20 protein-coding genes are annotated in these 23208 nt (G+C 67.6%); 12 read left to right on the top strand and 8 right to left on the bottom strand.

Annotated features, from left to right (window positions below; all coding sequences use genetic code 11):
• Nucleotides 1–6: 6 nt before the first annotated feature.
• The 3 genes from ABD088_RS02750 to ABD088_RS02760 are packed head-to-tail and all read right to left on the bottom strand — an operon-like array spanning nucleotide 7 to nucleotide 5614.
• Nucleotides 7–1605: a DUF5719 family protein gene (locus ABD088_RS02750; RefSeq protein WP_343899918.1), complete on the bottom strand. Its 1599-nt coding sequence runs from the start codon at nucleotides 1603–1605 to the stop codon at nucleotides 7–9.
• Nucleotides 1602–5165 (bottom strand): glycosyltransferase, encoded by a 3564-nt coding sequence (locus tag ABD088_RS02755; protein WP_343899919.1) that lies wholly within the window; start codon nucleotides 5163–5165, stop codon nucleotides 1602–1604. The genes ABD088_RS02750 and ABD088_RS02755 overlap by 4 nt, the downstream gene beginning before the upstream one ends.
• Entirely contained in the window at nucleotides 5069–5614 is a 546-nt protein-coding gene (locus ABD088_RS02760; protein ID WP_343899920.1) for a WhiB family transcriptional regulator, read from the bottom strand. Before ABD088_RS02760 ends, ABD088_RS02755 begins: the two co-directional genes overlap by 97 nt.
• 305 nt (nucleotides 5615–5919) lie before the next feature.
• On the opposite strand from ABD088_RS02760, the gene ABD088_RS02765 reads away from it, so the two are divergent.
• Nucleotides 5920–6657 (top strand): TIGR03089 family protein, encoded by a 738-nt coding sequence (locus ABD088_RS02765; RefSeq protein WP_343899921.1) that lies wholly within the window; start codon nucleotides 5920–5922, stop codon nucleotides 6655–6657.
• A 10-nt stretch (nucleotides 6658–6667) separates the two neighbouring features.
• Here ABD088_RS02765 and ABD088_RS02770 read toward each other — a convergent pair whose 3' ends face one another.
• Nucleotides 6668–7231: a GtrA family protein gene (locus tag ABD088_RS02770; RefSeq protein WP_343899922.1), complete on the bottom strand. Its 564-nt coding sequence runs from the start codon at nucleotides 7229–7231 to the stop codon at nucleotides 6668–6670.
• Nucleotides 7232–7423: 192 nt separating this feature from the next.
• Between ABD088_RS02770 and ABD088_RS02775 the strand changes: the two genes are divergently transcribed.
• From ABD088_RS02775 to manA, 4 genes are all read left to right on the top strand, one after another.
• A complete protein-coding gene (locus tag ABD088_RS02775) occupies nucleotides 7424–8605 on the top strand; it encodes a 5-(carboxyamino)imidazole ribonucleotide synthase (RefSeq protein ID WP_372710363.1) in 1182 nt (393 codons plus the stop codon).
• Nucleotides 8606–8609: 4 nt separating this feature from the next.
• Nucleotides 8610–9146 (top strand): 5-(carboxyamino)imidazole ribonucleotide mutase, encoded by a 537-nt coding sequence (gene purE / locus ABD088_RS02780; RefSeq protein ID WP_343899923.1) that lies wholly within the window; start codon nucleotides 8610–8612, stop codon nucleotides 9144–9146.
• Between the two features lie 3 nt (nucleotides 9147–9149).
• Nucleotides 9150–10808: an LCP family protein gene (locus ABD088_RS02785; RefSeq protein ID WP_343899925.1), complete on the top strand. Its 1659-nt coding sequence runs from the start codon at nucleotides 9150–9152 to the stop codon at nucleotides 10806–10808.
• A gap of 242 nt (nucleotides 10809–11050) precedes the next feature.
• Nucleotides 11051–12322 carry a mannose-6-phosphate isomerase, class I gene (manA, locus tag ABD088_RS02790; protein WP_343899927.1) on the top strand — a complete coding sequence of 424 codons (1272 nt, stop codon included), beginning with the start codon at nucleotides 11051–11053 and terminating at the stop codon, nucleotides 12320–12322.
• 87 nt (nucleotides 12323–12409) lie between these two features.
• Here the strand turns inward: manA and glpX are convergent, their stop codons facing one another.
• Nucleotides 12410–13486: a class II fructose-bisphosphatase gene (glpX, locus tag ABD088_RS02795; protein ID WP_343899928.1), complete on the bottom strand. Its 1077-nt coding sequence runs from the start codon at nucleotides 13484–13486 to the stop codon at nucleotides 12410–12412.
• 79 nt (nucleotides 13487–13565) lie between these two features.
• Between glpX and ABD088_RS02800 the strand changes: the two genes are divergently transcribed.
• The 5 genes from ABD088_RS02800 (at nucleotide 13566) to ABD088_RS02820 (ending at nucleotide 18852) form a co-directional block, all read left to right on the top strand.
• Nucleotides 13566–14174, top strand: coding sequence for a DUF4245 domain-containing protein (locus ABD088_RS02800; protein WP_343899929.1), 609 nt, complete (start codon nucleotides 13566–13568; stop codon nucleotides 14172–14174).
• A 29-nt stretch (nucleotides 14175–14203) separates the two neighbouring features.
• A complete protein-coding gene (locus ABD088_RS02805) occupies nucleotides 14204–14842 on the top strand; it encodes a carbonic anhydrase (protein ID WP_343899930.1) in 639 nt (212 codons plus the stop codon).
• Nucleotides 14843–14911: 69 nt separating this feature from the next.
• Complete coding sequence (locus ABD088_RS02810) at nucleotides 14912–16330, top strand: class II fumarate hydratase (protein ID WP_343899931.1); 1419 nt, start codon at nucleotides 14912–14914, stop codon at nucleotides 16328–16330.
• Between the two features lie 137 nt (nucleotides 16331–16467).
• Nucleotides 16468–17160 carry a TetR/AcrR family transcriptional regulator gene (locus ABD088_RS02815; protein WP_343899932.1) on the top strand — a complete coding sequence of 231 codons (693 nt, stop codon included), beginning with the start codon at nucleotides 16468–16470 and terminating at the stop codon, nucleotides 17158–17160.
• Nucleotides 17161–17193: 33 nt separating this feature from the next.
• Nucleotides 17194–18852: an MDR family MFS transporter gene (locus tag ABD088_RS02820; RefSeq protein WP_343899933.1), complete on the top strand. Its 1659-nt coding sequence runs from the start codon at nucleotides 17194–17196 to the stop codon at nucleotides 18850–18852.
• Nucleotides 18853–19034: 182 nt separating this feature from the next.
• On the opposite strand, the gene ABD088_RS02825 is transcribed toward ABD088_RS02820, so the two are convergent.
• Both ABD088_RS02825 and ABD088_RS02830 read right to left on the bottom strand, forming a co-directional pair.
• The gene (locus tag ABD088_RS02825) at nucleotides 19035–19505 is read right to left on the bottom strand and encodes an NUDIX hydrolase (protein ID WP_343899934.1); all 471 of its coding nucleotides are present in this window, start codon (nucleotides 19503–19505) and stop codon (nucleotides 19035–19037) included.
• A gap of 4 nt (nucleotides 19506–19509) precedes the next feature.
• On the bottom strand, nucleotides 19510–20016 hold the full coding sequence (locus ABD088_RS02830; RefSeq protein WP_343899936.1) for a prepilin peptidase: 507 nt from the start codon (nucleotides 20014–20016) through the stop codon (nucleotides 19510–19512).
• Between the two features lie 57 nt (nucleotides 20017–20073).
• On the opposite strand from ABD088_RS02830, the gene ABD088_RS02835 reads away from it, so the two are divergent.
• Entirely contained in the window at nucleotides 20074–20976 is a 903-nt protein-coding gene (locus ABD088_RS02835) for a hypothetical protein (protein ID WP_343899938.1), read from the top strand.
• A gap of 26 nt (nucleotides 20977–21002) precedes the next feature.
• A complete protein-coding gene (locus tag ABD088_RS02840) occupies nucleotides 21003–21572 on the top strand; it encodes a DapH/DapD/GlmU-related protein (RefSeq protein WP_343899940.1) in 570 nt (189 codons plus the stop codon).
• Here the strand turns inward: ABD088_RS02840 and phoH2 are convergent.
• Nucleotides 21569–22900: an RNA 5'-3' helicase PhoH2 gene (gene phoH2 / locus ABD088_RS02845; protein WP_343900373.1), complete on the bottom strand. Its 1332-nt coding sequence runs from the start codon at nucleotides 22898–22900 to the stop codon at nucleotides 21569–21571. The two genes, ABD088_RS02840 and phoH2, sit on opposite strands and share 4 nt — an antisense overlap.
• Nucleotides 22901–23208 lie beyond the last annotated feature (308 nt).

A 23208-nucleotide genomic window follows, 5' to 3' on the forward strand; every position in this document is an offset into this window, starting at 1 on the left:
TGGGGTTCAGTAGCGCAGGTCCACCGGAACGGCCCGCGGTCCCTGCGGTGCCGGCGGAAGCGGCACCGCGGAGATGCCCTCGGCCCCCTGCGTCGCCAACAGGCTCCCGTAGACCGGGTCGCCGCTGGCGCTGACCGTCACGGCGACGACATCCTTGCCCAACGAGTCGATCTTCCGCGCCGCCGTCTGGCCGGGGGCGACCCGGACGTTGACTGCCTTGCCCACGGTGCCGTGGGAGTCGATGGGGCGCAGCTCCACGCTGGCTTGGCCGTCCGGCGCGGAGAAGACCAGCTGCGAGGCAGCACGTTCGGGGACGGTGACCAGGTGCTCGGAGCCCAGCCGGTCGGCTGCCCCGGCCCAGGCGGCGTCGGTCCGCTTCTTGGGCGCGGTGCCCTGGGTCATCCTCACGGAGGCGGTCACCGGTTCCGCGGCATCGACGATGGCCGTGTACGTTCCCGCCGGGACTCCCGTCAGCGGTACCGAGGTGGTCGATCCTGCGGCAGCGGTGTACTGGCCGTCACTGGGCAGCGGCACCCCACCCTTCGCGCCCACCAGGCGGACCTTGACCTGCTGGTCGGCGGTTCCCGGGACGGTCAGCGACAGGGTCGGCACGGCGTCCCCATATCCCTTCTGGGAGGACACTGCCTTCTGCTTCTTGGCGGCCTGGATCTGCACGCCGGGCACGACCTGGCGTTCGGCGGGGGCTGCCGCCGGCTCGATGAAGTCCACCCCACCCGGTGTCAGGCCGCGCAGGATGCTTTGCTGGATGTCGGCGGTGACGGGTGCACCGGTCGACGTCACCTTGACGGACAGCGACTTCTCCCCGGCGGCCATGCCGGCCAGGACGATCGAGGTGGATTTGCCGGGGGCGATGACGATGCCGCGCGAGTTGCCGGCTTCGATGCGTCCCTTGGCCCCGAAGAGTTCCAGGTCCACCGTCGAGGGCGTCGCCGAGGGATTGGCCAGGGTGAGCAGGGCGGTGCTGCCGACGGTGGTGGAAGCCCCCGTCAGCCATTGCCCGCTGGCTGGCGCCTGGCAGCTGGCCGCCGCCAGCCCGGCCAGGTCACCGTCCCCTGCTGCATAGGTGCGCACGGCGCCCGCTGTGGATTGCTGGCCGCCGAGTGGCTGCACGCGCAGAACGGAGGCGCCGGACTCCTGGACGTTCGAGGCGGTCCGTGCCTGCCGGCCGGTGAAACCGTTGTCGTTCGTCGACTTGCCCTTCGCCGCTTCGGCTTCCGGCAGCCGGTCCGAGAGTGTGCGCAGCGTCTTCCCGTCGGGTTTCTGCAGCTGCGCGCCGGGAATCCGCTTCGCGGCATCGCCGAGCACCGCGGCACGGATCGAGGTCTTCGCCGAGCCGGAGCCCGGGGCAAAGGCGGGGTCCGTTCCGCGATCGGTGGCACCGTCGACCAGCCGCGCGGTGGCCGGGCACTGGGCGATGAAGTCACCCGCAGGAACGGTGACCCGGGGAACGGCCACGGATTCCGGGCCCGTCAGCGGTCCGTTGAGCGAGGCCGCGGCAATGCCGCCTCCGGTGGCGACCAGCAGGATGGCTCCCAGGGAGACGGCTGCGGCGCGTCCGCGGCGCGGGGTGGGGGTGCGGGTCATGGTCGCTGCTCCTCGGGCCGGGCTCCGCGGTCGATGGCGGTTTCGCCGTCGTCCGGGTCGGCCAGGTACTCGTCGTGGGTCTCGTCGATGTCGCGGACCGACTCGGCGGTGCCGGTGGTCCGGTATTCCTCGACGCGGCGGGCTGCGAACCGACGGCCTGCCGGGATCGGGATGACCAGCAACAGGGCGATGGCGAAGACCAGGAGGGTCAGCACCCGCAACGGCACCGTGTAGGGGCTGGTGTAGCGGATGCTCAGTTCACCGGCCGCGGCCGGCACCTCGAACGCCTGCGCCCACCCGTTGGTCGTGGGCTTCAACGCCTTGCCGTCGTAGCTGGCATGCCATCCCGGATCTGCCTGCGCTGCCACGACCACGGTGCGCCCAGCCGAGCCATTGGGCACCTTTTCGTGGGACACGCGGCCGGCCTTGGAACCGATCAGCGAGGTCGTGGTGCCGGAGTCGTCAAGCAGACGGACCCGTGCCGTGGAATCGGTGGGGTTGTCGGCCCCCTTGATCGGCTCGGACGGCGTCACCCGCCACAACCAGCCGGACCCGGTGTAGCCGACGGGCGCCAGCCCGGGGACCCCATCGAGCCGGCCGGCGGCGACTGCCGCTTCCCGGGGGGCCTGCAGGACCACGAAGCTGACCCCGAAACGGGCCAGGTCGGCCCGCGGGTCGATGGACTGGCCGGAGGCCAGAACCGCGACCACACGACGCAGTTCCGTGGCGGCCCGGCCGTCCTCGGCGATGGCAGGCGAGGTGAGGCTACCCGTGAGCCGTGAGGCGGCCGAGATCGCGGAGAGCTGGTCCAGCCCCGTCCCGGCACCGGTCATCAAGGTGGCGCTCATCCCGCCGTCGTCCCCGGCGGGGGCCAGCACCAACGTGCGGTCCTGCAGCGGCGAGGTGCCACGGTCCGCGGCGGTGGCCGGCAGGGTGCGGGCAGGAGCCGGGACCACCGACTGGCCGAGACCGAAGTCGGTGGTTCCTGCCGAAGCCTGCGCTCCGGTGGATGCGGTCCGCGGGACCAGCCACAGGGCCGAGGCGACGGTGGCCGAGGCGAGCATCAGCACGACGGCGGCGGCAAAGGCAGGCGCCATCACGGCGCCCAGGCGGTGGCCACCCTGGTGGCGGATGCTGCGCATCCAATCCAGGCCGCTGGCGGCGGCGAGCAGGATGCCGAGGGTGAAGACGGAAACAAACGGGCCGGTGAACGGGGCCACGGGCTGCCCGGCGGACAGGCCGAACGGAATTGCCTGGACCGCATAACCGGCGGCCAGGGAGAGGAGTCCGGCGATCCATGCCGCCCGGACGATCGTGCCGCGACGTCCGCGTCGCAACACACCAACCAGCGCCAGCAGCAGCACGGGAACCCCGACGATCAGTGCCGCCACCAGGGCCCATGGGCCCGGCACCAGATCAGCGGCCCAGCCCAGGCCGTTGGCACCGGCGAATGGATCGAAGGCCACGGGGAAGCCCAGTGCCTGCTGCCACAGGGAGGCAGCGGAAAACGGTTGGAGAACGCCCGGGTCCGCCAGCAGCACCCGCGGGTTGGCCAGGGCTGCGGGAACCGATCCCAGGGCCAGGACCAGCGCGGGGACCGGCGTCCACCACAGCGTGCGGGCACGGCCGCGCAGCGGGACGGCGAAGATGATGACCACCAGCACTGCGGGCACCAGCAGGGCGGGGGAAGCGGCGGTGACCGCTGCCATGGCCAGCGAGGCCCCGGCGGCGGCGGTCCAGGAAGGGACCCCGTGCAGGCCGGCCTTCGACGGCGGATCCGAGAGCGCGGGCACGGCGTGCTGTTCGGCGCGCGGGCGACCGCCACCGACGGCGCGGATCATGCCCAGCGCGACCAGCGGCAGGAGGACGTGGACCACGATGGCACCGGGCCGCCCGGAACCGAGCGCGACCTGCAAGGCAGGGGCCACCGACCAGACGATGGCGCCGAGCAGGCGGGTGGCCCGACTGGCGGTGACGCAGCCCAGGACGCACCACGCGAAGAGCGCGGCCAAGGGCATCGCGGCCAGATACAAGACCACCATGGCGCCGTTCGATGCGCCGAACCCCAGCAGCGACAAGACGCCGAGCACTGCGTCGAAGGGGTCCCCGTGGCCGGGTAGCCCGGTGCCGATGTCCTGCCACCAACCGGTGGCGTGGGCCCAGATCCCCGAAATCGAGTGGGTGACCGGAAGCATCGAGCCGCCGGACAGTGCCTCCGCTCCGAAGAGCGTCCGCAGCCCCCAGAGGGCCAGGACCGCTGAGACCAGGACGGCGATCAGCGCGCTGACCGACGAACTGGTGCGGTTCGGGGCGGCGATGGCTGCGAAGTCATCCGAGTTGTCGCCCGAAGGGTTCGACGCCTCTGAAACGCCGCCGGATCCGTCACCATGAACCGTTCCGGCGCTTGAGGCCTGCAGCAGGTTGCGCCGGTGGGCCCAGACCTCGCGTCGAGGCACCATAAGTGGTCGCACGATCGAGCGCGACACCGTGCGGGTGCGTTTGGCCCCGCGACGCGATGCACGCAACGACATGGGTGAGAACACGGCGGCCAACGTGCTGTTGAGCTGGCCGAATCCAAAGCCGGGGTCCTTCGCCAGCAGCGAGACGACCAAACGGAACAGGGCACCGATGATGGCCCCGATCGCGACGAAGGGGACCTTCCAGGCGGAGGTGTGCTTGAGCCGGAGGTGGACCTCAGCGCGACGGCTGGCCAGTGGACCGGCGACCGAGCGCACCGTGTCGGCTGCGTGGTACATCCTGGCGGCGGGCACCACCACCACACGGTTTCCTGCCAGGCGGTTACGCCAGCACAAATCCAGGTCGTCGCCGAGGCCGGGCAGGGCGGGGTCGAAGCCACCGAGCTCTTCCCAGACATCGCGGCGCACCAACAGGCCGGCGGAGTTGACGGCGAACCGGTCGGAGCGCGAATCGTATTGCCCCTGGTCCAACTCGTCGACGTCGATCATCGTCAGGCGTTCGCCCCATCGACTGACGCCCAACCCGACGTCCACGAGGCGCCTCGGGCTGTCACGGTCGAGTTGCTTGCAACCGGCGATGGTCACGGCGGGAGCCGTTTCAACGGCCTCCAGCAGCGCACCCAAAGCGCCGGTATCCGGCGCTGAATCGTCGTGGATCAACCAGATCCAGTCCTGGATGTCCTGCTCGGCTGGCGGGAGGTTCTCCGTCGTCGTGCGGTCCCCTGCCCGGCGCGGCAGGGCATCGGCACCGGTGAGCCCGGCGCGTACCGACGCGCCGAATCCGCGCGGGCGCGCCTTGACCAGGGGGCTGCCGGCGGGGAGGCCGTCGGTCAGGAGCTGCACTGAGCCGTCCTGGGAGCCTGCGTCCACGCCGATGAAATGGTCGACCGGCCGGGTCTGGTTCGTCAACGCCTCAAGGGTCGCCGGAAGGAAGCTTTCCCCATCGTGTGCGACGACGACGGCCGTGACGCGTACTTGCGAGTGAATCAGACCGCTCGCTTCCTCAGCCGGCGGCGCTCGCGCTCGGACAGTCCGCCCCAGATGCCGAAGCGCTCGTCGTTGGACAGCGCGTATTCCAGGCATTCCGAGCGCACGTTGCACGCGCCGCAGACCTTCTTGGCGTCACGGGTGGAGCCGCCCTTCTCGGGGAAAAAGGCCTCGGGGTCCGTCTGGGCGCACAGTGCCTCGGTCTGCCATCCGAGCTCGCCCTCGTCTTCGGCGCCGGGGAAACCGGGCAGCCCGAGCCACAGCTGCTGCTGCGGGTCGACCTCGGCCGGCGACTGGGCCGGCCGTTCGACCGGCAGGTCACGCACCGGTGCCAGCAGGGCCTCCGGTGTCTGCACATCGGTGGCGTGCGCCGCAAGGAATGCAGTGGCCTGGTCATCCAGGTCCAGCCCGGTGGAACGGTAGTTCTCTGCCGCGCCGTCGTCGGCCGGATCCAGGAACCAATCTGCAGGGACTCCACGGGAGCCGTACCGGATGGAAGCCTGTTCGGCGTGGCTGGGATCGTGAATGCGCTCTGCGTTCCCCATGATGTGAGCCCTTCCGCTGGTTGACTATGTCTCGTGGCGGCCGCACACCGGGCCTCTGGACGTGGTGTGTCCGTCGGTCCTTCACCTGGTCGTGTGGGCCACGACTTCATCCGTAGTCTGGAAAAAGCCGCTTCGCCATCTAATTACAATGGTGTAACTCACCCCAGTCAAGTGGAGCGGGAGATTCTAGCCACGGCGGGAGCCCAATTCATGCCGCAACACGCCCGGATACCCTCGGCAGCAGCGGGCGTGTCCGGCACTCCCCCGGATTATCAGCGTTTTCACAGTTTCGAGAGGATCCCCACATGGCCACCGATGCCAATTCGTTAGATTTCACGGAACGACTGCTCGTTCGGCACCGAGACTCCGCGGCACCGCTGCTCACCTGGTACGGCGGTCCCGGCGAACGCGTTGAACTGAGCGGTCACGTCTTCGACAACTGGGTGGCCAAGTCAGCCAACCTCCTGGCCGAGGAGTTCGACGCCGGCCCGGGCACCCAGGTCCTGGTCCAGCTGCCGGCCCATTGGAAGTCGCTGGCCATCGGGTTCGCCGTCCTGGCCACCGGCGCCGAGATCATCGTTCCGGACGGCGTCGCGGGCGCATCGGCCAGCTCCGGGCCCGCCCCTGGCCTGGTGGTCACCCACGACCCCCAGGCCGCCGCCGAGGCCTACCCGCAGGCCGACATCATGGCCGTCGCCCTGGGTTCATTGGCCCTGTCGTTTGGCGCGGCCCTGCCCGCCGGAGCGCTGGACTATGCCGGGGAGGTGCGCGGGTTCGGGGACTACTACCTTGCCGATGCGGTGCCGGCCGCGGCCCCGGCCCTGACCCACGCCGACGGCTCGGCCCAGCTCAGCTATGCCGGGCTCTTCGAACTGGGGGCCGTCACGGGCACCACCCTGGTGGGTCCGGAGGTGGATTTCGCTGCCGCGTTGCGCGCGGCGATTGCGCAGTGGAACGGCGCATCCGCCCTGGTGCTGTTGGGCTCCGGGGCCCAGGTGACGCAGCGGATCCTGGACGACGAACGAGTCGTGAACCAGCGGTAGGACCTTGCGGCTAGGGGCGCGGGGTGGTCCCCGCCTCGGCCTCGGGCTCGCCGGCTCCGGGGACCGCGCTGGCGTGGGGGGCCCGCTGGCCGAGCAGCTCCCGGTCGTGGTCGAAGCCGGGCTCGTCGTCGAGTTCCTCGGTGAAGACCCAGAAGCGGTAGGCAAAGAAGCGGAAGATCGTCCCGAGGATCAGCCCCACCACCGACCCCGCAATGAACAAGCTCGTCTGGTCGGTCAGGCCGATCCAGTACTTGGTGACCCAGACACACGCGGCAGCGATGAACAGGCCAATGCCGTTCATGATGATGAAGAGGATGAGTTCGCGCACCACGGAGGCACGACGGCGGTGCCGGAAGGTCCAATACCGGTTGGCCACCCAGGAGAACATGGTGGCGACCAGACCGGCCACGATCTTGGCCTTGACCTCCGAGCCGTGCATGGGCCCGTTCATCATCCAGAGGAAGATCGCGGTGTCGATGATGAAGGCGACGCCACCGACGACGCCGAACTTCATGACCTCGCGCCACAGCATGGTGAATAGGCCGCGGCATTTTTCCACGATCTCGTTGAGCATGTTCCTCCACAGAAGGTATTCGGGGCGGGCAAAAACCGGGTCCTTCGGGGTTCCCGCCGGTGCCGGCCCGGGGCGCCACACGACGCGGCCAGCTCCCCATTCTATCGTCAGCGGCTCAAAGTTTCCTGACAAATGCCAGGATCCGGCCCCGTCGCAACCGGTCCGGGGCTCGGGGTTCGGTACCCTGAAAGGGTGAATTTTCCTGTGATTGGCGTGGTCGGCGGCGGCCAACTTGCCCGAATGATGGCCCCCGAAGCGACGAATCTCGGCTTGCGTCTCCACGTCCTGGCCGAGGCCGACGACGTCTCCGCAGTTGCCGCCGTGGCCCATGCCCCGGTGGGTGATTACCACGATCTGGAAGCCTTGCGGCAGTTCGCCGCAGACGTCGACGTGCTCACCTTCGACCATGAGCATGTGCCCAACGAGCATCTGCAGGCCCTCATCGACGAAGGCGTCAACGTCCAGCCACGTCCGGGCGCCCTGATCCATGCACAGGACAAGCTCGTCATGCGCGCGGCCATCGAACGCCTGGGGCTGCCGAACCCCGCGTGGGCCGAGGTGACATCAGTTGATGAGCTCATCTCCTTCGGCGATGCCACCGGCTGGCCGGTGGTGCTGAAGACCCCCCGCGGAGGTTACGACGGCAAGGGCGTCCGCATGCTGGCCGACACCGAAGCGGCCCGGTCCTGCGCCGACTGGTTCAGCGCCGGGAGCTCCCTGCTCGCCGAGGAAAAAGTCGACTTCAGCCGCGAGCTCTCCGCCCTCGTCGCCCGGACCCCTTCCGGGGAGTCCCGCGCGTGGCCGGTGGTGCACACGATCCAGGTTGATGGCGTCTGCGATGAGGTCATTGCGCCGGCCCCCGGACTCGACCCCGCCGCAGCACAGGCCGCTCGCGACGCAGCCCTGCACATCGCCGAGGAATTCGGCGTGACCGGCGTCATGGCCGCCGAACTCTTCGAGACTCCGGGCCGCGGTCCGGGTTTCGTCATCAACGAACTGGCCATGCGCCCACACAACACGGGCCATTGGACGATGAACGGTTCGGTGACCAGCCAGTTCGAGCAGCACCTGCGCGCGGTCCTCGACCTGCCCTTGGGGGACACAGCCCCCCTCGGTGAGGTGACCGTCATGAAGAACTTCCTCGGCGGCGCCAACAACGACCTCTACTCCGCGTTCCCCGCAGCCCTGGCTGCGGAACCCCGCGCCAAGGTCCATGCCTACGGGAAAAGCGTGCGCCCCGGTCGTAAGATCGGCCACATCAATGTGGTGGGAACGCCCGGCCAAGACGTCGATGCCGTCCGCCAGTCCGCCACGCAGGCGGCCACCATCATCCGCGACGGCGCCGTGCCTGGCGCGGCCCACAAAGGAGCCTAGCCACATGAGCACCCAGCAGCCCCTGGTCGGAGTCGTCATGGGATCCGATTCCGATTGGCCCGTGATGCGTCTGGCGGCCGAGGCCTTGGCCGAGTTCGACATCCCCTTCGAAGTCGACGTCGTCTCGGCGCACCGCATGCCCCAGGACATGATCGACTATGGCAAGTCGGCACATGAACGCGGCCTGCGCGTCATCATTGCCGGAGCCGGCGGGGCAGCCCACCTTCCCGGAATGCTCGCGGCAGTCACCCCGTTGCCGGTGATCGGGGTCCCGGTCCCCCTGAAGACGCTGGATGGCATGGATTCGCTGCTGTCCATCGTGCAGATGCCTGCTGGAGTCCCGGTAGCCACCGTGTCGATCGGCGGCGCACGCAATGCCGGTCTGCTGGCCGCACGCACGCTGGCCAGCGGCACTGACGAACTAGCTGCGGGCCTACGCTCGCAACTGATCGACTTCGCGGCCGACCTCCGCCAACAGGCGACGGACAAAGGCGCCCGGCTGCGTGAACAGGTAGCAGCCGACATGGGTCAGGATTCCTGACCCATGGGCGCGAGCAACTTGACGAACCATTCCCTGCACAATCCGGTCCGCGAGCCCGAGACGGCCACCGCCAGGACGAGGACCAAGCGCGCCTTCTTCCTGTTGGCCCTGACCGTCTTCATCCCCGGCGGCGCCCAGGTCGTCGCCGGCAACCGCACGTTGGGCCGCAGGGTCCTGGCCGTCACGTTGACCTGCTGGGCCGTGGTCATCATCGGCATCGTGGTCGCCCTGGTCAACCAGGGTCTGGTCATCGAGCTGCTGGCCCGGCCCACGGTCCAACTCATCCTGGCCATCGTGCTGGCCCTGCTGGCCATCGGCTGGATTTTGATGTTCATCAACACGCTGGTCATCATCCGGCCCTCCCTGCTGGCACCGGGGATGCGCGGCATCGTTGCAGCATGCACCGTGGTGCTGATGGTCATCACCGGTGGCGCCCTGGGGTACGGCTCATTCATCCTCAACACCGGCCGCGACACCATCCAGAACGTCTTCGCCTCCGGCCCGTCAATGCAACCTGTGGACGGCCGCTACAACATCCTGCTGATGGGCGGCGACGCCGGCGCCGATCGTATCGGACTGCGGCCAGACTCCATGACGTTGGTGAGCATCGATGCCGCATCGGGCCGAACCGCCATGATCTCCATCCCCCGCAACCTGCAGAATGCCCCCTTCCCGACTGACTCGCCGCTCCACAAGGTCTTCCCCGACGGATACAACTGTGGCGACGAGTGCATCATCAACTCGCTCTACCCCGTCGTCGAGGAAAAATACAAGGACCTCTACCCGGGTAAGAAGAACCCCGGAGCGGAAGCCATGATGGACGCCGTCACCGGCATCACCGGTGTCCAGGTGCAGTCCTACGTCGTCGTCGACATGGGAGGGTTCTCCTCGTTCATCGATGCCATGGGCGGGGTGACCGTCGATTCCGGCGGTTGGGTCCCCTACAACGCCAAGAAGTGGCCGGGCACGGACATCAAGACCCATTGGTTCGCCCCCGGGAAGCAGGAGTTCACCGGCAAACAGGCCCTGTGGTTCGCCCGCTCCCGCGACTTCACCACCGACTACCACCGCATCCGCCGCCAGCAGTGCCTGCAGCAGGCGATGATCAACCAGTTCAAGCCGTCGACGGTGCTGACCAAGTTCTCCGGCATCATGTCGGCCGGCGAGGACCTCGTGGAGACCGACATCCCGCAAACGCAGTTGGGCAGTTTCATCAATTTGGCCAACAAGACGCGCAAGACGCCCTTCAAGCGGCTGACGCTCGGGGCCCCCGACTTCAGCACGAAGTTCTCCACTTTCCCTGACTTCAACCTCATCCACACCCGGGTCGCCAGCCTGCTGCAGGAGGCCACGAAGGACGGGTCCGCTGCCGCGGACAAGTCCCAGAAGGCCGCCGCCGCCTCCAAGGCTGCAGCCAAGAAATCCGCCAGCCAGTCCTCGCAGGGATCGGAGCCGACGAACGCTGCCACGAAGTCGGCCACCGACGCCGGCTCGATGACCCAGGAGCAGATCGAGCCAGGTTCCGACCCCGGGTCGGTTCCCACCACGCAACCCGATGGTTCCCCCATCACCGAGAAGTACCTGGTGCAGTTGGAACTCAACGGGCAGCGGACCCTGATCTCGGAAATCGCGGCCAACAACAACGAGTGCACCGCGCCCTAGTCGTTGCTCCCCCGAGGCGGCCTGCGGCGGTGAATCCGGCGGCCGGGAAGGTTTTCCTGCAGGACTCCTGCGGTTAACCTCCCGGGCAGGGAACCCTGCCACCATCGATGGACGCTGCCCTCCCCCGGCCCCAAATGTGGAGGTCGGCGCCGCCGATGGAACCGCGAGGACTGCCAGACGGCGGCGTCTGGCCTAGATTGGGTGGTAAGCAGCGCCCAGCAGACGCAGACCCGAGGAGCAGCATGTACCGCCTGAGCAACACCGTCCGGGACTACCCCTGGGGGTCGAAGACCGCGATTTCCGAGCTGCTGGGCATCGAGGCAACCGGGGCCCCCGCGGCGGAAATGTGGATCGGGGCGCACCCCGGTTCACCCTCCTTGGCCAGCCATCCCGAACTCCACGAGGAGACCCGACTGGATGGGCTCGTGGCGGACGACCCCCAGGGCCTGCTGGGCGAGGCCGTCGCCTCCCGGTATGGCAGGTTGCCGTTCCTGGCCAAGATCCTGGCCGCCGACCAGCCCCTGTCGCTGCAGGTCCATCCCACACTGGACCAGGCAAGGGCAGGCTTCGCCGCCGAGGAGGCTGCAGGGGTCGACCGTTCCGCCCCGCATCGCAATTACAAGGACGACAACCACAAGCCGGAGATCATTTTCCCCCTCACCGAGTTTTCGGCGCTGTGCGGGTTCCGCGATGCCGCCGATGCGGCCGCGCTGTTCTCCTGGTTGGCCGACACCATCGCGTCCGACACCGATATCGCCGACGAGCAAGGACGGGCGGCCAACGCCGCGCGGCGCACCGCCGCGACCCTGGGGCAGGGGGACCTCCGCGGTGCGTTCACCGATCTGCTCTCCGGCGGAACCGACGTGGTGCAGCTGGTCGGATCGGCTGCTGCCGCCGTCTCCTGCGGCCGGCACGAGGTCACGGATCCCGGGTTGGCGGAGTTGGAGTCATTGGCCGGCTTCTACCCCGGGGACCCGGGGGTGCTCGTTTCACTGATGCTCAACCATCTGACGCTGCGGCCGGGCCAAGCGGTCTACCTTCCCGCGGGAAACATCCATGCCTACCTGCGTGGGCTCGGGGTGGAGGTGATGGCCAGCTCGGACAACGTGTTGCGTGGCGGGCTGACCGGCAAGCACGTGGATCTGCCCGAGCTCATGGACACCGTGGACTTCACCAGCTTCGGAGTCCCCTATCTCGAGGCCGAAGAGGGGGTCCTGGGCCAGGAGATCTACCGCCCGCCCTTCGACGAATTCCAGCTCCAGCGCATCGCGTGGGAGGGGCCCGGGGATTCCAGTGCTGCCCTCTCGGGAGACGACGTCGCCGTGGCGCAGAACGGCCCGGTGACCGTGATCTGTGTGGCCGGGGAGCTGTTGCTGGACTCCCCCCAGGGGAATCTGCGGCTGACGCGTGGCGATTCGGTGTTCATCCCCGCCAACGAGGCACCCGTCATGGCCAAGTTCCAGGGGGACGGGTCGGCGCTGGCCTTCGCGGTCACCACTTCAGAGCGCAACTAGCACCGCGGATCCCCCACACTGCACCAACGACGACGGTGCCTCCCCGAGGGGAGGCACCGTCGTCGTGCAGTAGTGCGATTCTGGGGATCAGCGGGTGTAGGGCTCCCACTTGCGTGACTGGTGCTCGCCCTCAACGGTGCGGATGGTCCCCGACTTCGAGCGCATCACGATGGAGTGCGTGTAGATCTTGTCGTTCTTGTAGCGCACTCCCGTCAGCAGGTCGCCGTCGGTGATGGCCGTCATCGCGAAGTAGCAGTTGTCGCTGGTGACCAGGTCATTGGTGGTCAACACGCGGTCCAGGTCGTGGCCGGCGTCGAGCGCCTTCTGCTTCTCGGCATCATCGGTGGGCCACAACCGGCCCTGGATGACTCCGCCCAGGGCGCGGATGGCGCAGGCGGTGACGATGCCCTCGGGCGTGCCGCCAATGCCCATGAGCGCATCGACGCCTGATCCCTCGCGGGTGGCGGCGATGGCACCGGCGACATCGCCGTCCATGATGAACTTGGTGCGCGCACCGGCGTCGCGGATCTCCTGGACCAGCTTCTTGTGCCGGTCGCGGTCGAGCACGCAGACGGTGATCTGGTTGATCGGCTTGTTCTTCGCCTTGGCGATCAGGTAGAGGTTCTGCTTCACCGGCAGCCGGAGATCAACCAGTTCGGCTGCCTCGGGGCCGGTCACGAGCTTCTCCATGTAGAACACTGCCGAGGGGTCGAACATGGAACCACGTTCGGCCATGGCCAGCACTGCCACTGAGTTGTTGATGCCTAGCGCGGTCAGCCGGGTTCCGTCGATCGGGTCGACGGCGACGTCGACCTCGGGGCCGGTGCCGTCACCGACCTGCTCGCCGTTGAACAGCATCGGCGCTTCGTCCTTCTCGCCCTCGCCGATCACCACGGTGCCGTTGACGGAGACCGTCGAGAGCAGCGAACGCATGGCGTCGACGGCAGCTCCGTCGGCAGAGTTCTTGTCGCCGAAACCGACCCAGGGGCTGGCGGCGATGGCCGCCGCTTCCGTCACGCGCACCAGTTCCAATGCCAGGTTGCGGTCCGGTTCGGCGTCGCCAACGGACAGTCGTGGGGACAGGTGGGCAAAATTAGTGGCTTCTGTCACGGTGTTCCTCGTCGTCGAGTGGGTGTGGATGCCAAGGGCAACACCTCCCACCATATCGGGTGGATCGCCCCATGACGGGGTGATGACCGACACCCCGTCCGGGGACCGGCTGAAAATCGGGGACAATGGAGGGGTGAGTGAAGCACCCCAGAAAGACCCAGAGACCGACGAGGCACCGGTGACACCGGTGCTGACGCCTTCCCAGGCCAAGCGCGCCAACCAGTCATTGAAGGGCATGGTCATCTCCGTGCTGCTCACCGTCGCGGTCGCAGTGCCCGTCGTGTTGCTGAATCCGCCCAGCAATTCCGAACAGTTCAAACCCAATGTGAACGTCTCGGCAGTCGCCTCGCAGGCGGGACAGACAGCGGATTTCACCCCGGTCGCCCCCACCATGCCCGACGGCTGGTACCCGAACTTCGCCCGCTGGACCGCCGGCACCGCCGACAAGATCGACTACTGGGACTTCGGCTACGTCACCGGCGACGAGGGATTCGTCGAGGTCCGCCAAACCGGCGACTCGACGCCCGGATGGATCGCCAAGGTGACCGAGGACGCCACGCCAGCGGGGCCCGTCGACGTCGACGGAACCACCTGGAAGGCCCTCAAGAAGGACGCCCAGGTGACCTGGGTCCTCGAGGACAAGGACTCCACGATCCTGCTCACCTCCGACTCCGGTGACGACGTGTTGCGCCAGAGCGCCCGCGCCGTCATGCAGGACCGGAACGCCGCAACGAAGAAGTAGCCGCGGGGACGCGGATGTAGTCTGTGGGCATGCCTGAAGACACGAATGAGTCCACGCCCACCGCTTTGACCCCCGCGGAGGCCTGGCGCAAGCTGCGTGAAGGCAACGAACGTTTTACCTCCGGCACCACCAACCACCCGAACCAGGATGCCTCCCGGCGTTCGGCACTGGTCAACACCCAGCACCCGTTCGCCGTGATCTTCGGCTGCTCCGATTCACGACTGGCCGCCGAGATCATCTTCGACGTCGGCCTCGGCGACGTCTTCGTGGTGCGCACTGCCGGCCACGTTCCCGACGATGCCGCCTTGGGTTCGCTCGAGTACAGTGTCGCGCTGCTGCATGTGCCGCTGATCGTCGTCCTGGGTCACGACAGCTGTGGCGCCGTCACGGCCACCATGGAGGCGTTCGCCTCCGGGACCATGCCCCCGGGGTTCATCCGCGACCTGGTCGAGCGCATCACCCCGTCGGTCATCACCGCCCAGCGGGCCGGGATCACGGACGTGAACACCACCGTCGAGGAACACGTTAAGCAGTCGACGCATCGACTGGTCGACACGTCGAAGATCATCTCCGATGCCGTCGATGCCGGGGAGACTGCGGTCATCGGGGTGACCTACCGGCTCGAGGAGGGCAGGGCCGAGGTCGTCACGGGATTCGGCAACCTGTAGGCCCTGGGTGTGGTTCATCTGACGCCGCACGCACCCCCTTCGGAGGCTCCGGCGGCGTATGGTGAAGTCATGGCTAGCAAGGATGACTTCCGCATTGAACACGACACGATGGGCGAGGTCCGGGTTCCGGCCGACGCCCTCTACAGCGCCCAGACACAGCGGGCAGTAGAGAATTTCCCGATCTCCGGCAAGAGGCTCGAACGGAGACATATCCAGGCCCTGGCCCGGGTCAAGCGCGCCGCTGCCTTGGCCAACGCCGAGCTCGGGGTGCTTGACGATGAGATCGCCCGCGCGATCGTCACCGCCGCCGACCAGGTAGCCGGCGGCGACTACGACGCCCAGTTCCCCATCGATGTCTTCCAGACCGGTTCGGGGACCTCCTCGAACATGAACACCAACGAGGTCCTCGCGGCGCTGGCGAACCAGGCGCTGGAGTCCTCTGGCAGCGACACCCGCGTGCACCCCAACGACCATGTCAACGCCTCGCAGTCCTCGAACGATGTCTTCCCCACCTCGGTCCACGTCGCCGTCACCGACGCACTGCTCAATGACCTGGTCCCCGCCCTGCAGCACCTGGCCGACAGCCTGGGCCGCAAGTCGGACGAGTTCGCCGACGTGGTGAAGTCCGGCCGTACCCACCTCATGGACGCCACCCCGGTGACCCTGGGACAGGAATTCGGCGGATACGCGGCGCAGATGCGCTACGGCGTCGAGCGGATCGAGGCATCCCTGCCGCGCGTGGCCGAGGTCCCCCTCGGTGGCACCGCCGTCGGAACCGGCATCAACACCCCGGAGGGCTTCCCGCAGCGCGTGATCTCCCTCCTCGCCGAGGACACCGGCCTGCCGCTGACCGAGGCCCGCAACCACTTCGAGGCCCAGGCCAACCGCGACGGCCTGGTCGAGGCCTCCGGCCAGCTGCGCAACATCGCGTACTCGATCATGAAGATCAACAACGACCTCCGGTGGATGGGTTCGGGTCCCAACACGGGCCTGGGCGAGATTGCCATCCCCGATTTGCAGCCGGGCTCCTCCATCATGCCCGGCAAGGTCAACCCGGTCATCAGCGAGGCAGCCATCCAGGTCGCCGCCCAGGTCATCGGCAACGACACCACCGTGTCCCTGTCCTCGACCAACGGTGCCTTCGAGCTGAACGTCGGCATCCCGGTGATGGCAGCGAACCTGCTCGAATCCATCCGCCTGCTGACGAACACGACCCGCGTGATGGCCGACAAGATGGTCGACGGCATCACCGCCAACGTGGAGCGCGCCCGCTTCCTGGCCGAGGCCTCCCCCTCGATCGTCACTCCGCTGAACAAGTTCATCGGCTACGAGAACGCCGCCAAGATCGCCAAGAAGGCCGTCGCCGAAAGCCTCACCGTCCGTGAGGCAACGGTGGCCCTGGGCTACGTCGAGCGCGGCGAACTCACCGAAGAGCAGCTGGACTCGGCACTGGACGTCACCACGATGACTTCACCCTCGGGCAAGTAACCGCGCCCACGAGCACCACGACGAAAGGCGGCTCCCGGCCAGGGGGCCGCCTTTTTCGTTCCCATTCCTACCCGTGTGGCCAAGCACACGGCAGCCAGACTTTGCACTAAGGCATCAACAGTGCAAAAATGCACTATATGAACGAAAGTGCAACGGGAGATCTTGGAACCCGAGAACGCCGTCGGCAGGAAACCTATGCCGCGCTGACGACGCACGCCCGCACGCTGACCGCCGAACGTGGATTGAACGGATTCACGATCGAGGAATTGTGCGAGGGGGTCGGGGTCTCCCGGCGCACCTTCTTCAACTACTTCGCCACCAAGGAGGATGCTGTCCTCGGGGCGAAGAGCACCGACCCCATCGAGCCGTTTGCCGCCGACTTCCTGGCCTCCGGGCCCACAGCCGCAGCGGACGGCTCGGGGGCGGTCCCACCGGTGGCACTGAAGGATGCGCTGCTGGATCTGTTCATCGCTGCCTTTGCCACGCTGGATATCCCGCGCACCGACGTCCATGACTTCATGCAGGCCATGCACGCAGAACCGGCCCTGATGAAACGCATGCTTGACTCGGCCATGCATCGCCAGCGGGCCCTGGCCGAGCTGATCTGCCAACGCGAGGGCCTCGAGCCACGCGATCCCTACGCCGACCTGGTCGCCAGGCTCGTCTCCCATCTCGGCATGACCAGCTTCCAGCAGTTCGTCGGACACGACGGATACTGCTCCGTGGAGACCAGACCCGGCGCAGACGAATCCGACGATGAAGCCCGCACCCGTCTCACCGCCATCCTCACTTCCAACTTCTCCCATGCGGCCCGGCTCTTCGGATCCTGAACCGCCGACCGACCAGATCACCAAGGAATCTCCATGAGCACTCTTGCTCCCCCGCAGGCCTCTGGGCCACTCGCGCTGACCCAACGGCGCATCTGGATCATCTTCTCGGCACTCATCGCCGGGATGTTGCTTTCCAGCCTCGACCAGACCATCGTCTCCACGGCCATGCCCACCATCGTCGGCGAGCTCGGTGGCGTCGAGCACCAGGCCTGGATCACCACCGCATACCTGCTGGCCACCACCATCGTCATGCCGATCTACGGCAAGTTCGGCGACGTGCTGGGCCGGCGCAACCTCTTCCTCATCGCCATCGGCTTGTTCACCCTGGCATCCGTCGGGGCCGCTTTCGCCGGCACCTTCTGGGTCTTCGTCTTCTTCCGCGCCATGCAGGGCCTCGGCGGTGGCGGGCTGATGATCCTGTCGCAGGCCATCATCGCCGACATCATCCCCGCTTCGGAACGTGGCAAGTACATGGGTCCCCTCGGCGGCATCTTCGGCCTCTCTGCCGTCGCAGGGCCCCTGCTCGGCGGATTCTTCGTCGACCATCTGACGTGGCAGTGGGCGTTCTACATCAACATCCCCATCGGCATCGCGGCTTTCGCCATCGCCTGGTTCGCGTTGACCCTGCCCAACAAGAAGGCAACCAAGCGCATCGACGTCGCCGGCGTGGTGTTCCTGTCCATTGCCACCACCTGCCTGATCTTCTTCACCGACTTCGGTGGAAGCGCCGACCACGGTTGGGGCGCCGCATCGACGTGGATGTGGGGTGCTGGCCTGCTCATCGCCGCCGCCGCCTTCATCATGGCCGAGCTGCGCGCCGACGACCCGATCATCCCGCTTTCGCTGTTCCGCAACCGCGTGTTCGTCACGGCCACGGCCATCGGCTTCACCTTGGGTCTGGGCATGTTCGCGGCCATCGCCTTCGTCCCGACCTTCCTGCAGATGTCCTCGGGCACCTCGGCTGCCGTCTCCGGCCTGCTGATGCTGCCGATGATGGCCGGCATGATGGGAACTTCCATCTGGTCCGGCATCGCGATCTCCAAGTCGGGCAGGTACAAGGCCTACCCCATCGCCGGGACCCTGCTCACGGCGGCTGCCATGCTGGCGATGACCACGCTGGCCGCTGATACGCCCCTATGGCTGATCTGCGTGTTCCTCTTCTTCTTCGGCGCCGGACTGGGACTGATCATGCAAGTCGTCGTGCTTGTCGTCCAGAATGCCGTCGGTGCCGAGATGGTGGGTACCGCGACCAGCACGAACAACTACTTCCGCGAGGTCGGGGCGTCCCTGGGCGTCGCCATCTTCGGGGCCATCTTCACCAACAACCTCTCGGAGAAGCTCACCGCGGTGTTCACCGGTGCCGGCGCATCCTCCGCGGATGCCGGCCAGGCCACGGCCACACTGGATCCCTCGGTCATGGGCAAGCTGCCGCAGGCCCTGCAGGACGGCATCGTGACCGCCTACGCGGATTCCCTGGCACCGGTCTTCTGGTACCTGATCCCGTTCATCCTCATCGCCTTCGTGCTGGCCCTGTTGCTCAAGCAGATCCCCTTGTCCGAGACCTCGGGCATGGTCGCCCGTGGCGAGGCCATCTCCGGCGAGGAAGCCCTGCAAGCGGAGGCCGAACTGCGCGCAGCCAAGCAGGCCGGCAAGGTGACCGACGGAACCTCAGGGACGCCGGGCGGGGCCTGATGACCCGGTCGCCCTGACCCGCATGACCAGCGCCGGCGCCGTTCCCTTCCCCGGATGGAAGGAACGACGCCGGCGTCTGCTCATTCCCCGCCCGAGCCCAGATGCTCGGCGGCCTCGAGGGTGGCGCCCCGGAAGCTGAAGCTCTGCTGAGCGGCGCGAATCCGCGTCCCCGGGCGGGGGCCTCACCGCACGAAGTGCGCACCAGGTTCGGCCGAACGGGCCCAGTCCACGGCCCGGGCATGTTTGGGTGGCAGGAGAGGCCGCTCGGCATCGGTGAACCACGCGACATCGGTGTTCTCGTCGTCGTTGACCCGGGCCGTCCCGGACACGTAGCGGCAGGCAAAGACCATGTCGAGGTATTGGGCTTGATCCCCGTTGGGGTAGGTCACCGGGTCTGTGGTGCCGATGCCTGCCAGCCGTTCAACGCGGACGTCGACTCCGGTCTCCTCCTGGACTTCCCGGACGGCCGTGGCCGCCGGTTCCTCGCCGGGTTCGATGATTCCGGCCGGCAGCGTCCATTTTCCGTTGTCGGCACGTTTGACGAGCAGCAAGGCACCATCCTCGCGCTGGACCACGGCCTTGACGCCGGGCAACCAGAGGGGGTCGTTGCCGATTTTCTCGCGCAGGGACAGGATGAATTCGGGAGTGGGCATGCCACTACCCTGCCACGAGAAGTGCGGTTGCGGTTCCGGCAATCATGTAGGGCCCGAAGGCCAAAGCGGACTTCAACCCCGCCCGGCGCAGGCTGATGAGCACCAGCCCGACCACTGCGCCCAGCAGAAACGCCAGCAGGGTTCCCAGCAGCACATGCGGCCAGCCCAGGTAACCCAGGTACAGCCCCAGGATGCCGGCCAGCTTCACGTCGCCCAGCCCCATGCCCCGCGGCTGGATCACGTGCAGGAGCAGGTAGAAGCCGAAGAGCGCAAGACCGGCGAGCAGGACACGCCCCAGTCCCTCCCAATCGCCAGCCAGGGCGGCAGTGGCCAGCAAAAGCACGACGGCGAACGGGTACCACGGCACGATGATCCGGTTGGGCAGCATATGGGTGCGGGCATCGATCCACGCCAGGCGGGCGCCGTTGACCAGGAACAGGACACACGCCAAGACCAACGTGACCAGGGCCGCCGGCGCGGCATCCCGCAGTGCCTGCATCTCCGCGAACATCCCCTCACGCTAGCCCATTCAGGGCGGGGAACCTGGTGCGGTGTCTAGACTGTGGATATGGACATGTCCTCGACATCCCCGGCCCCCTCGGGCCCGACTGCGGTCTCCCGCGAAGATGCCGCGGCCTTTCGACGCCTGTGCAGATCCTCTCCGTGGCGTTGGACCACCCTGCGGTTCGACGTCGAGTGGTTCACCGGCTCCGCCCGGGTACTGCACAGCCCGGAGACACCTGTCCGGCTCCAGGACGAGCACACCCCGCTGGACGCCCTCTCCGCGCCGGCAACGGTCCATCGGGACGAACCCCCGACGCCGGAACCCATCCCCCGCATCAGCGCGTGGTTGCGCCGGCCGGACGCCCTGCGCATCGAGGACCCCGACGGGCAGCTGCTGTTCAGCACCACCTCGATCAATGCCTCGCGCGACGCATTCTACGTCTCAGGGACCCGCGCCTCCTGGCTGCTGCCTCCCCGGCTGGTGACCCCGGTCTACGACGACGACGGGCTGATCACCCGCCGTCCCGAGGCCGACTACGGCGACCCGGTGTTCGGGGATGCCCGCTGGGCCGCGATGCTCGACCCGGTGGAATTGGCTGGAAACTCCCCGGTCCCGCTGGAATTCCCGTTGTCCAACCGCGTTGAGATCCATGAACTGGTCCACACGTTGCACGCCGGACGACCGGCAGTGGAGGCCGTGGTCTCCCCCAACGTCGACTACGTGGCCCATGCCCCGGGATTCCCGCTACTCGAAGCCGGCCGCACCCGTCTGCGCCTGGACCTCCAGACGGCGGTCTGCGTCTACAGCGAGGCCCTCGAGGGGCCCGCCGAGGGAAACGGCCACCAGATCACCATCCACGCGGCGGACGAATACATGCTCGATGACCTCTTCGTCGAGCAATCCATGCATCTCACCGATGTCCGCGACCACATCCCGTGGATCATCCGCGCTCGCGACCGCGGCTGACCACGCCTCCACCACGTAAGGACCCCATGGAACTCCACGACCTCCTGGAAGCCCTCAATGCCGGCCACACCATTACCGGCGACTCCCCCTGGCACCAGGTCATGCACCAGACCAGCCAGGAGGCGCTGCGCATCACCGGCGAGCTGAACGGTGGCTACCATCCACCGGAGCGGGTGCGCGAGCTGCTCGCCGAACTGACGGGCACGCCCATCGACGAGTCCGTCACGCTCTTCCCGCCGTTCTCCACCGACTTCGGCAAGAACACAATCATCGGGAAGCGCGTCTTCATCAATGCCGGATGCAAGTTCCAGGACCAGGGCGGCATCACCATCGGCGATGACTGCCTGATCGGGCACAACGTGGTCATCGCGACGTTGAACCATGAGGTGGCCCCCGAGCGCCGGGCCGACATGCATCCGGCCCCCGTGCTCATCGGCCGCAACGTGTGGATCGGGGCGAACGCGACCATCCTCCCGGGGGTGACGATCGGCGACGACGCCATCGTGGCCGCGGCCGCCGTCGTCACCCGCGATGTCCCGGAGAAATCCATCGTCGTGGGGGCCCCGGCGAAGGTGGTGCGCTCGGTGGAGTCCTAGGCCCCGGATTCCTCCAGCATGTCGGTCACCAGTGCGGCGATCGGCGAGCGTTCGGACCGGGTCAGGGTGATGTGGCCGAACAAGGGGTGCCCCTTGAGCGTCTCGACCACGGCGGCCACTCCGTCGTGGCGCCCCACGCGGAGGTTGTCGCGCTGGGCCACGTCGTGGGTCAAGACGATCTTGGAGTTCTGCCCGATCCGGCTCATCACCGTCAGCAGGACGTTCTTCTCGAGGGACTGTGCCTCGTCGACGATCACGAAGGAATCGTGCAGCGAACGCCCGCGGATGTGGGTCAGCGGCATGACCTCGAGCATGCCCCGGTCGATGACCTCGTCCATGACGTTCTTGGACACCAGCGCACCGAGCGTGTCGAAGACCGCCTGCGCCCACGGGTTCATCTTGTCGTCCTCGGATCCGGGGAGGAACCCGAGCTCCTGGCCGCCGACCGCGTACAGCGGCCGGAAGACCACGACCTTCTTGTGTTCCCCGCGCTCCAGGACAGCTTCCAGGCCGGCGCACAAGGCCAGTGCCGACTTGCCGGTGCCGGCCCGTCCGCCGAGGGAGACGATGCCGACGTCGCGGTCCATCAGCAGGTCGATGGCCAGCCGCTGCTCCGCCGAACGGCCGTGGAGCCCGAAGACGTCGCGGTCGCCCTTGACGAGTCGGACGAACCCGTCCTCGCCCACCCGGCCCAGGGCGGAGCCGCGGTTGGAGAGCAGGACCAGTCCCGTGTTGACCGGCATCTCGGCCGCCTCCTCCACCAGGACTGGTTCGTTGTTGTACAGGTCCTCGACGTCGGCATCCGCCACATCGATTTCTGCGGTGCCCGTCCAGCCGGAGTCGGCGACGAGCCCGTTGCGGTATTCGTCGGCCTGCAGGCCCATGGCCGAGGCCTTCACCCGCATGGGCAGGTCCTTCGAGACCACGGTGACGTCGCGGCCCTCGTCGAAGAAGTTCTTCGCGACCGCCAGGATCCGGGAGTCGTTGTCCGCGCCGCGGAAGCCCACCGGAAGCACCTCGGTGGAAATGTGGTTCAGTTCGATCCGCAGCGACCCGCCGTCGTCCCCGATGGGCAGGGCCTTGTCCAGGCCGCCGTGTTCGATCCGCAGTTCGTCGAGCAGGCGCAGTGCCTTGCGGGCAAAGTAGCCGACCTCTGGGTCGTGGCGCTTCTTCTCCAGCTCGCTGATGACCACGATGGGGACGATCACCTCGTGCTCGGCGAAGCGCAGGACGGCCCGCGGATCGGCAATCAGGACCGAGGTATCCAGGACGTAGGATTTCTCGCCGACGCTTTGCCGTTGTCCGGCTCCGGGAGCGGCGTCCGTCAGGGCCCCATCGGGAGCGGCGGTGGACAGGCGCCCCGCCTTTCCCGCAGTAGTTCCCGCGGCGGCTTCGGATGTGAAGACCGCGGTTTCCGCAACGTTCTTGGACTGGGTTTCTACTGCCACGATGACTCCCAACAGGGGCGTTGCGCCCCTAGGTAACCGTTCTGCGGGTGATCCGGTCGGGCCCTGGGGCCGGGACCGGCCTCCCCGCGTTGACAGCATGTCTCAACATTCGGTGGCCTTTCCGCATTGGCGGGCGGGTGTGCCCTCCAATGACTTCAAGCTAGCCCCGGAAGGTTAAATCGTGGCCA

Source organism: Arthrobacter rhombi (assembly GCF_039526245.1).
GTDB classification, from domain to species: Bacteria; Actinomycetota; Actinomycetes; order Actinomycetales; family Micrococcaceae; genus Arthrobacter_H; species Arthrobacter_H rhombi.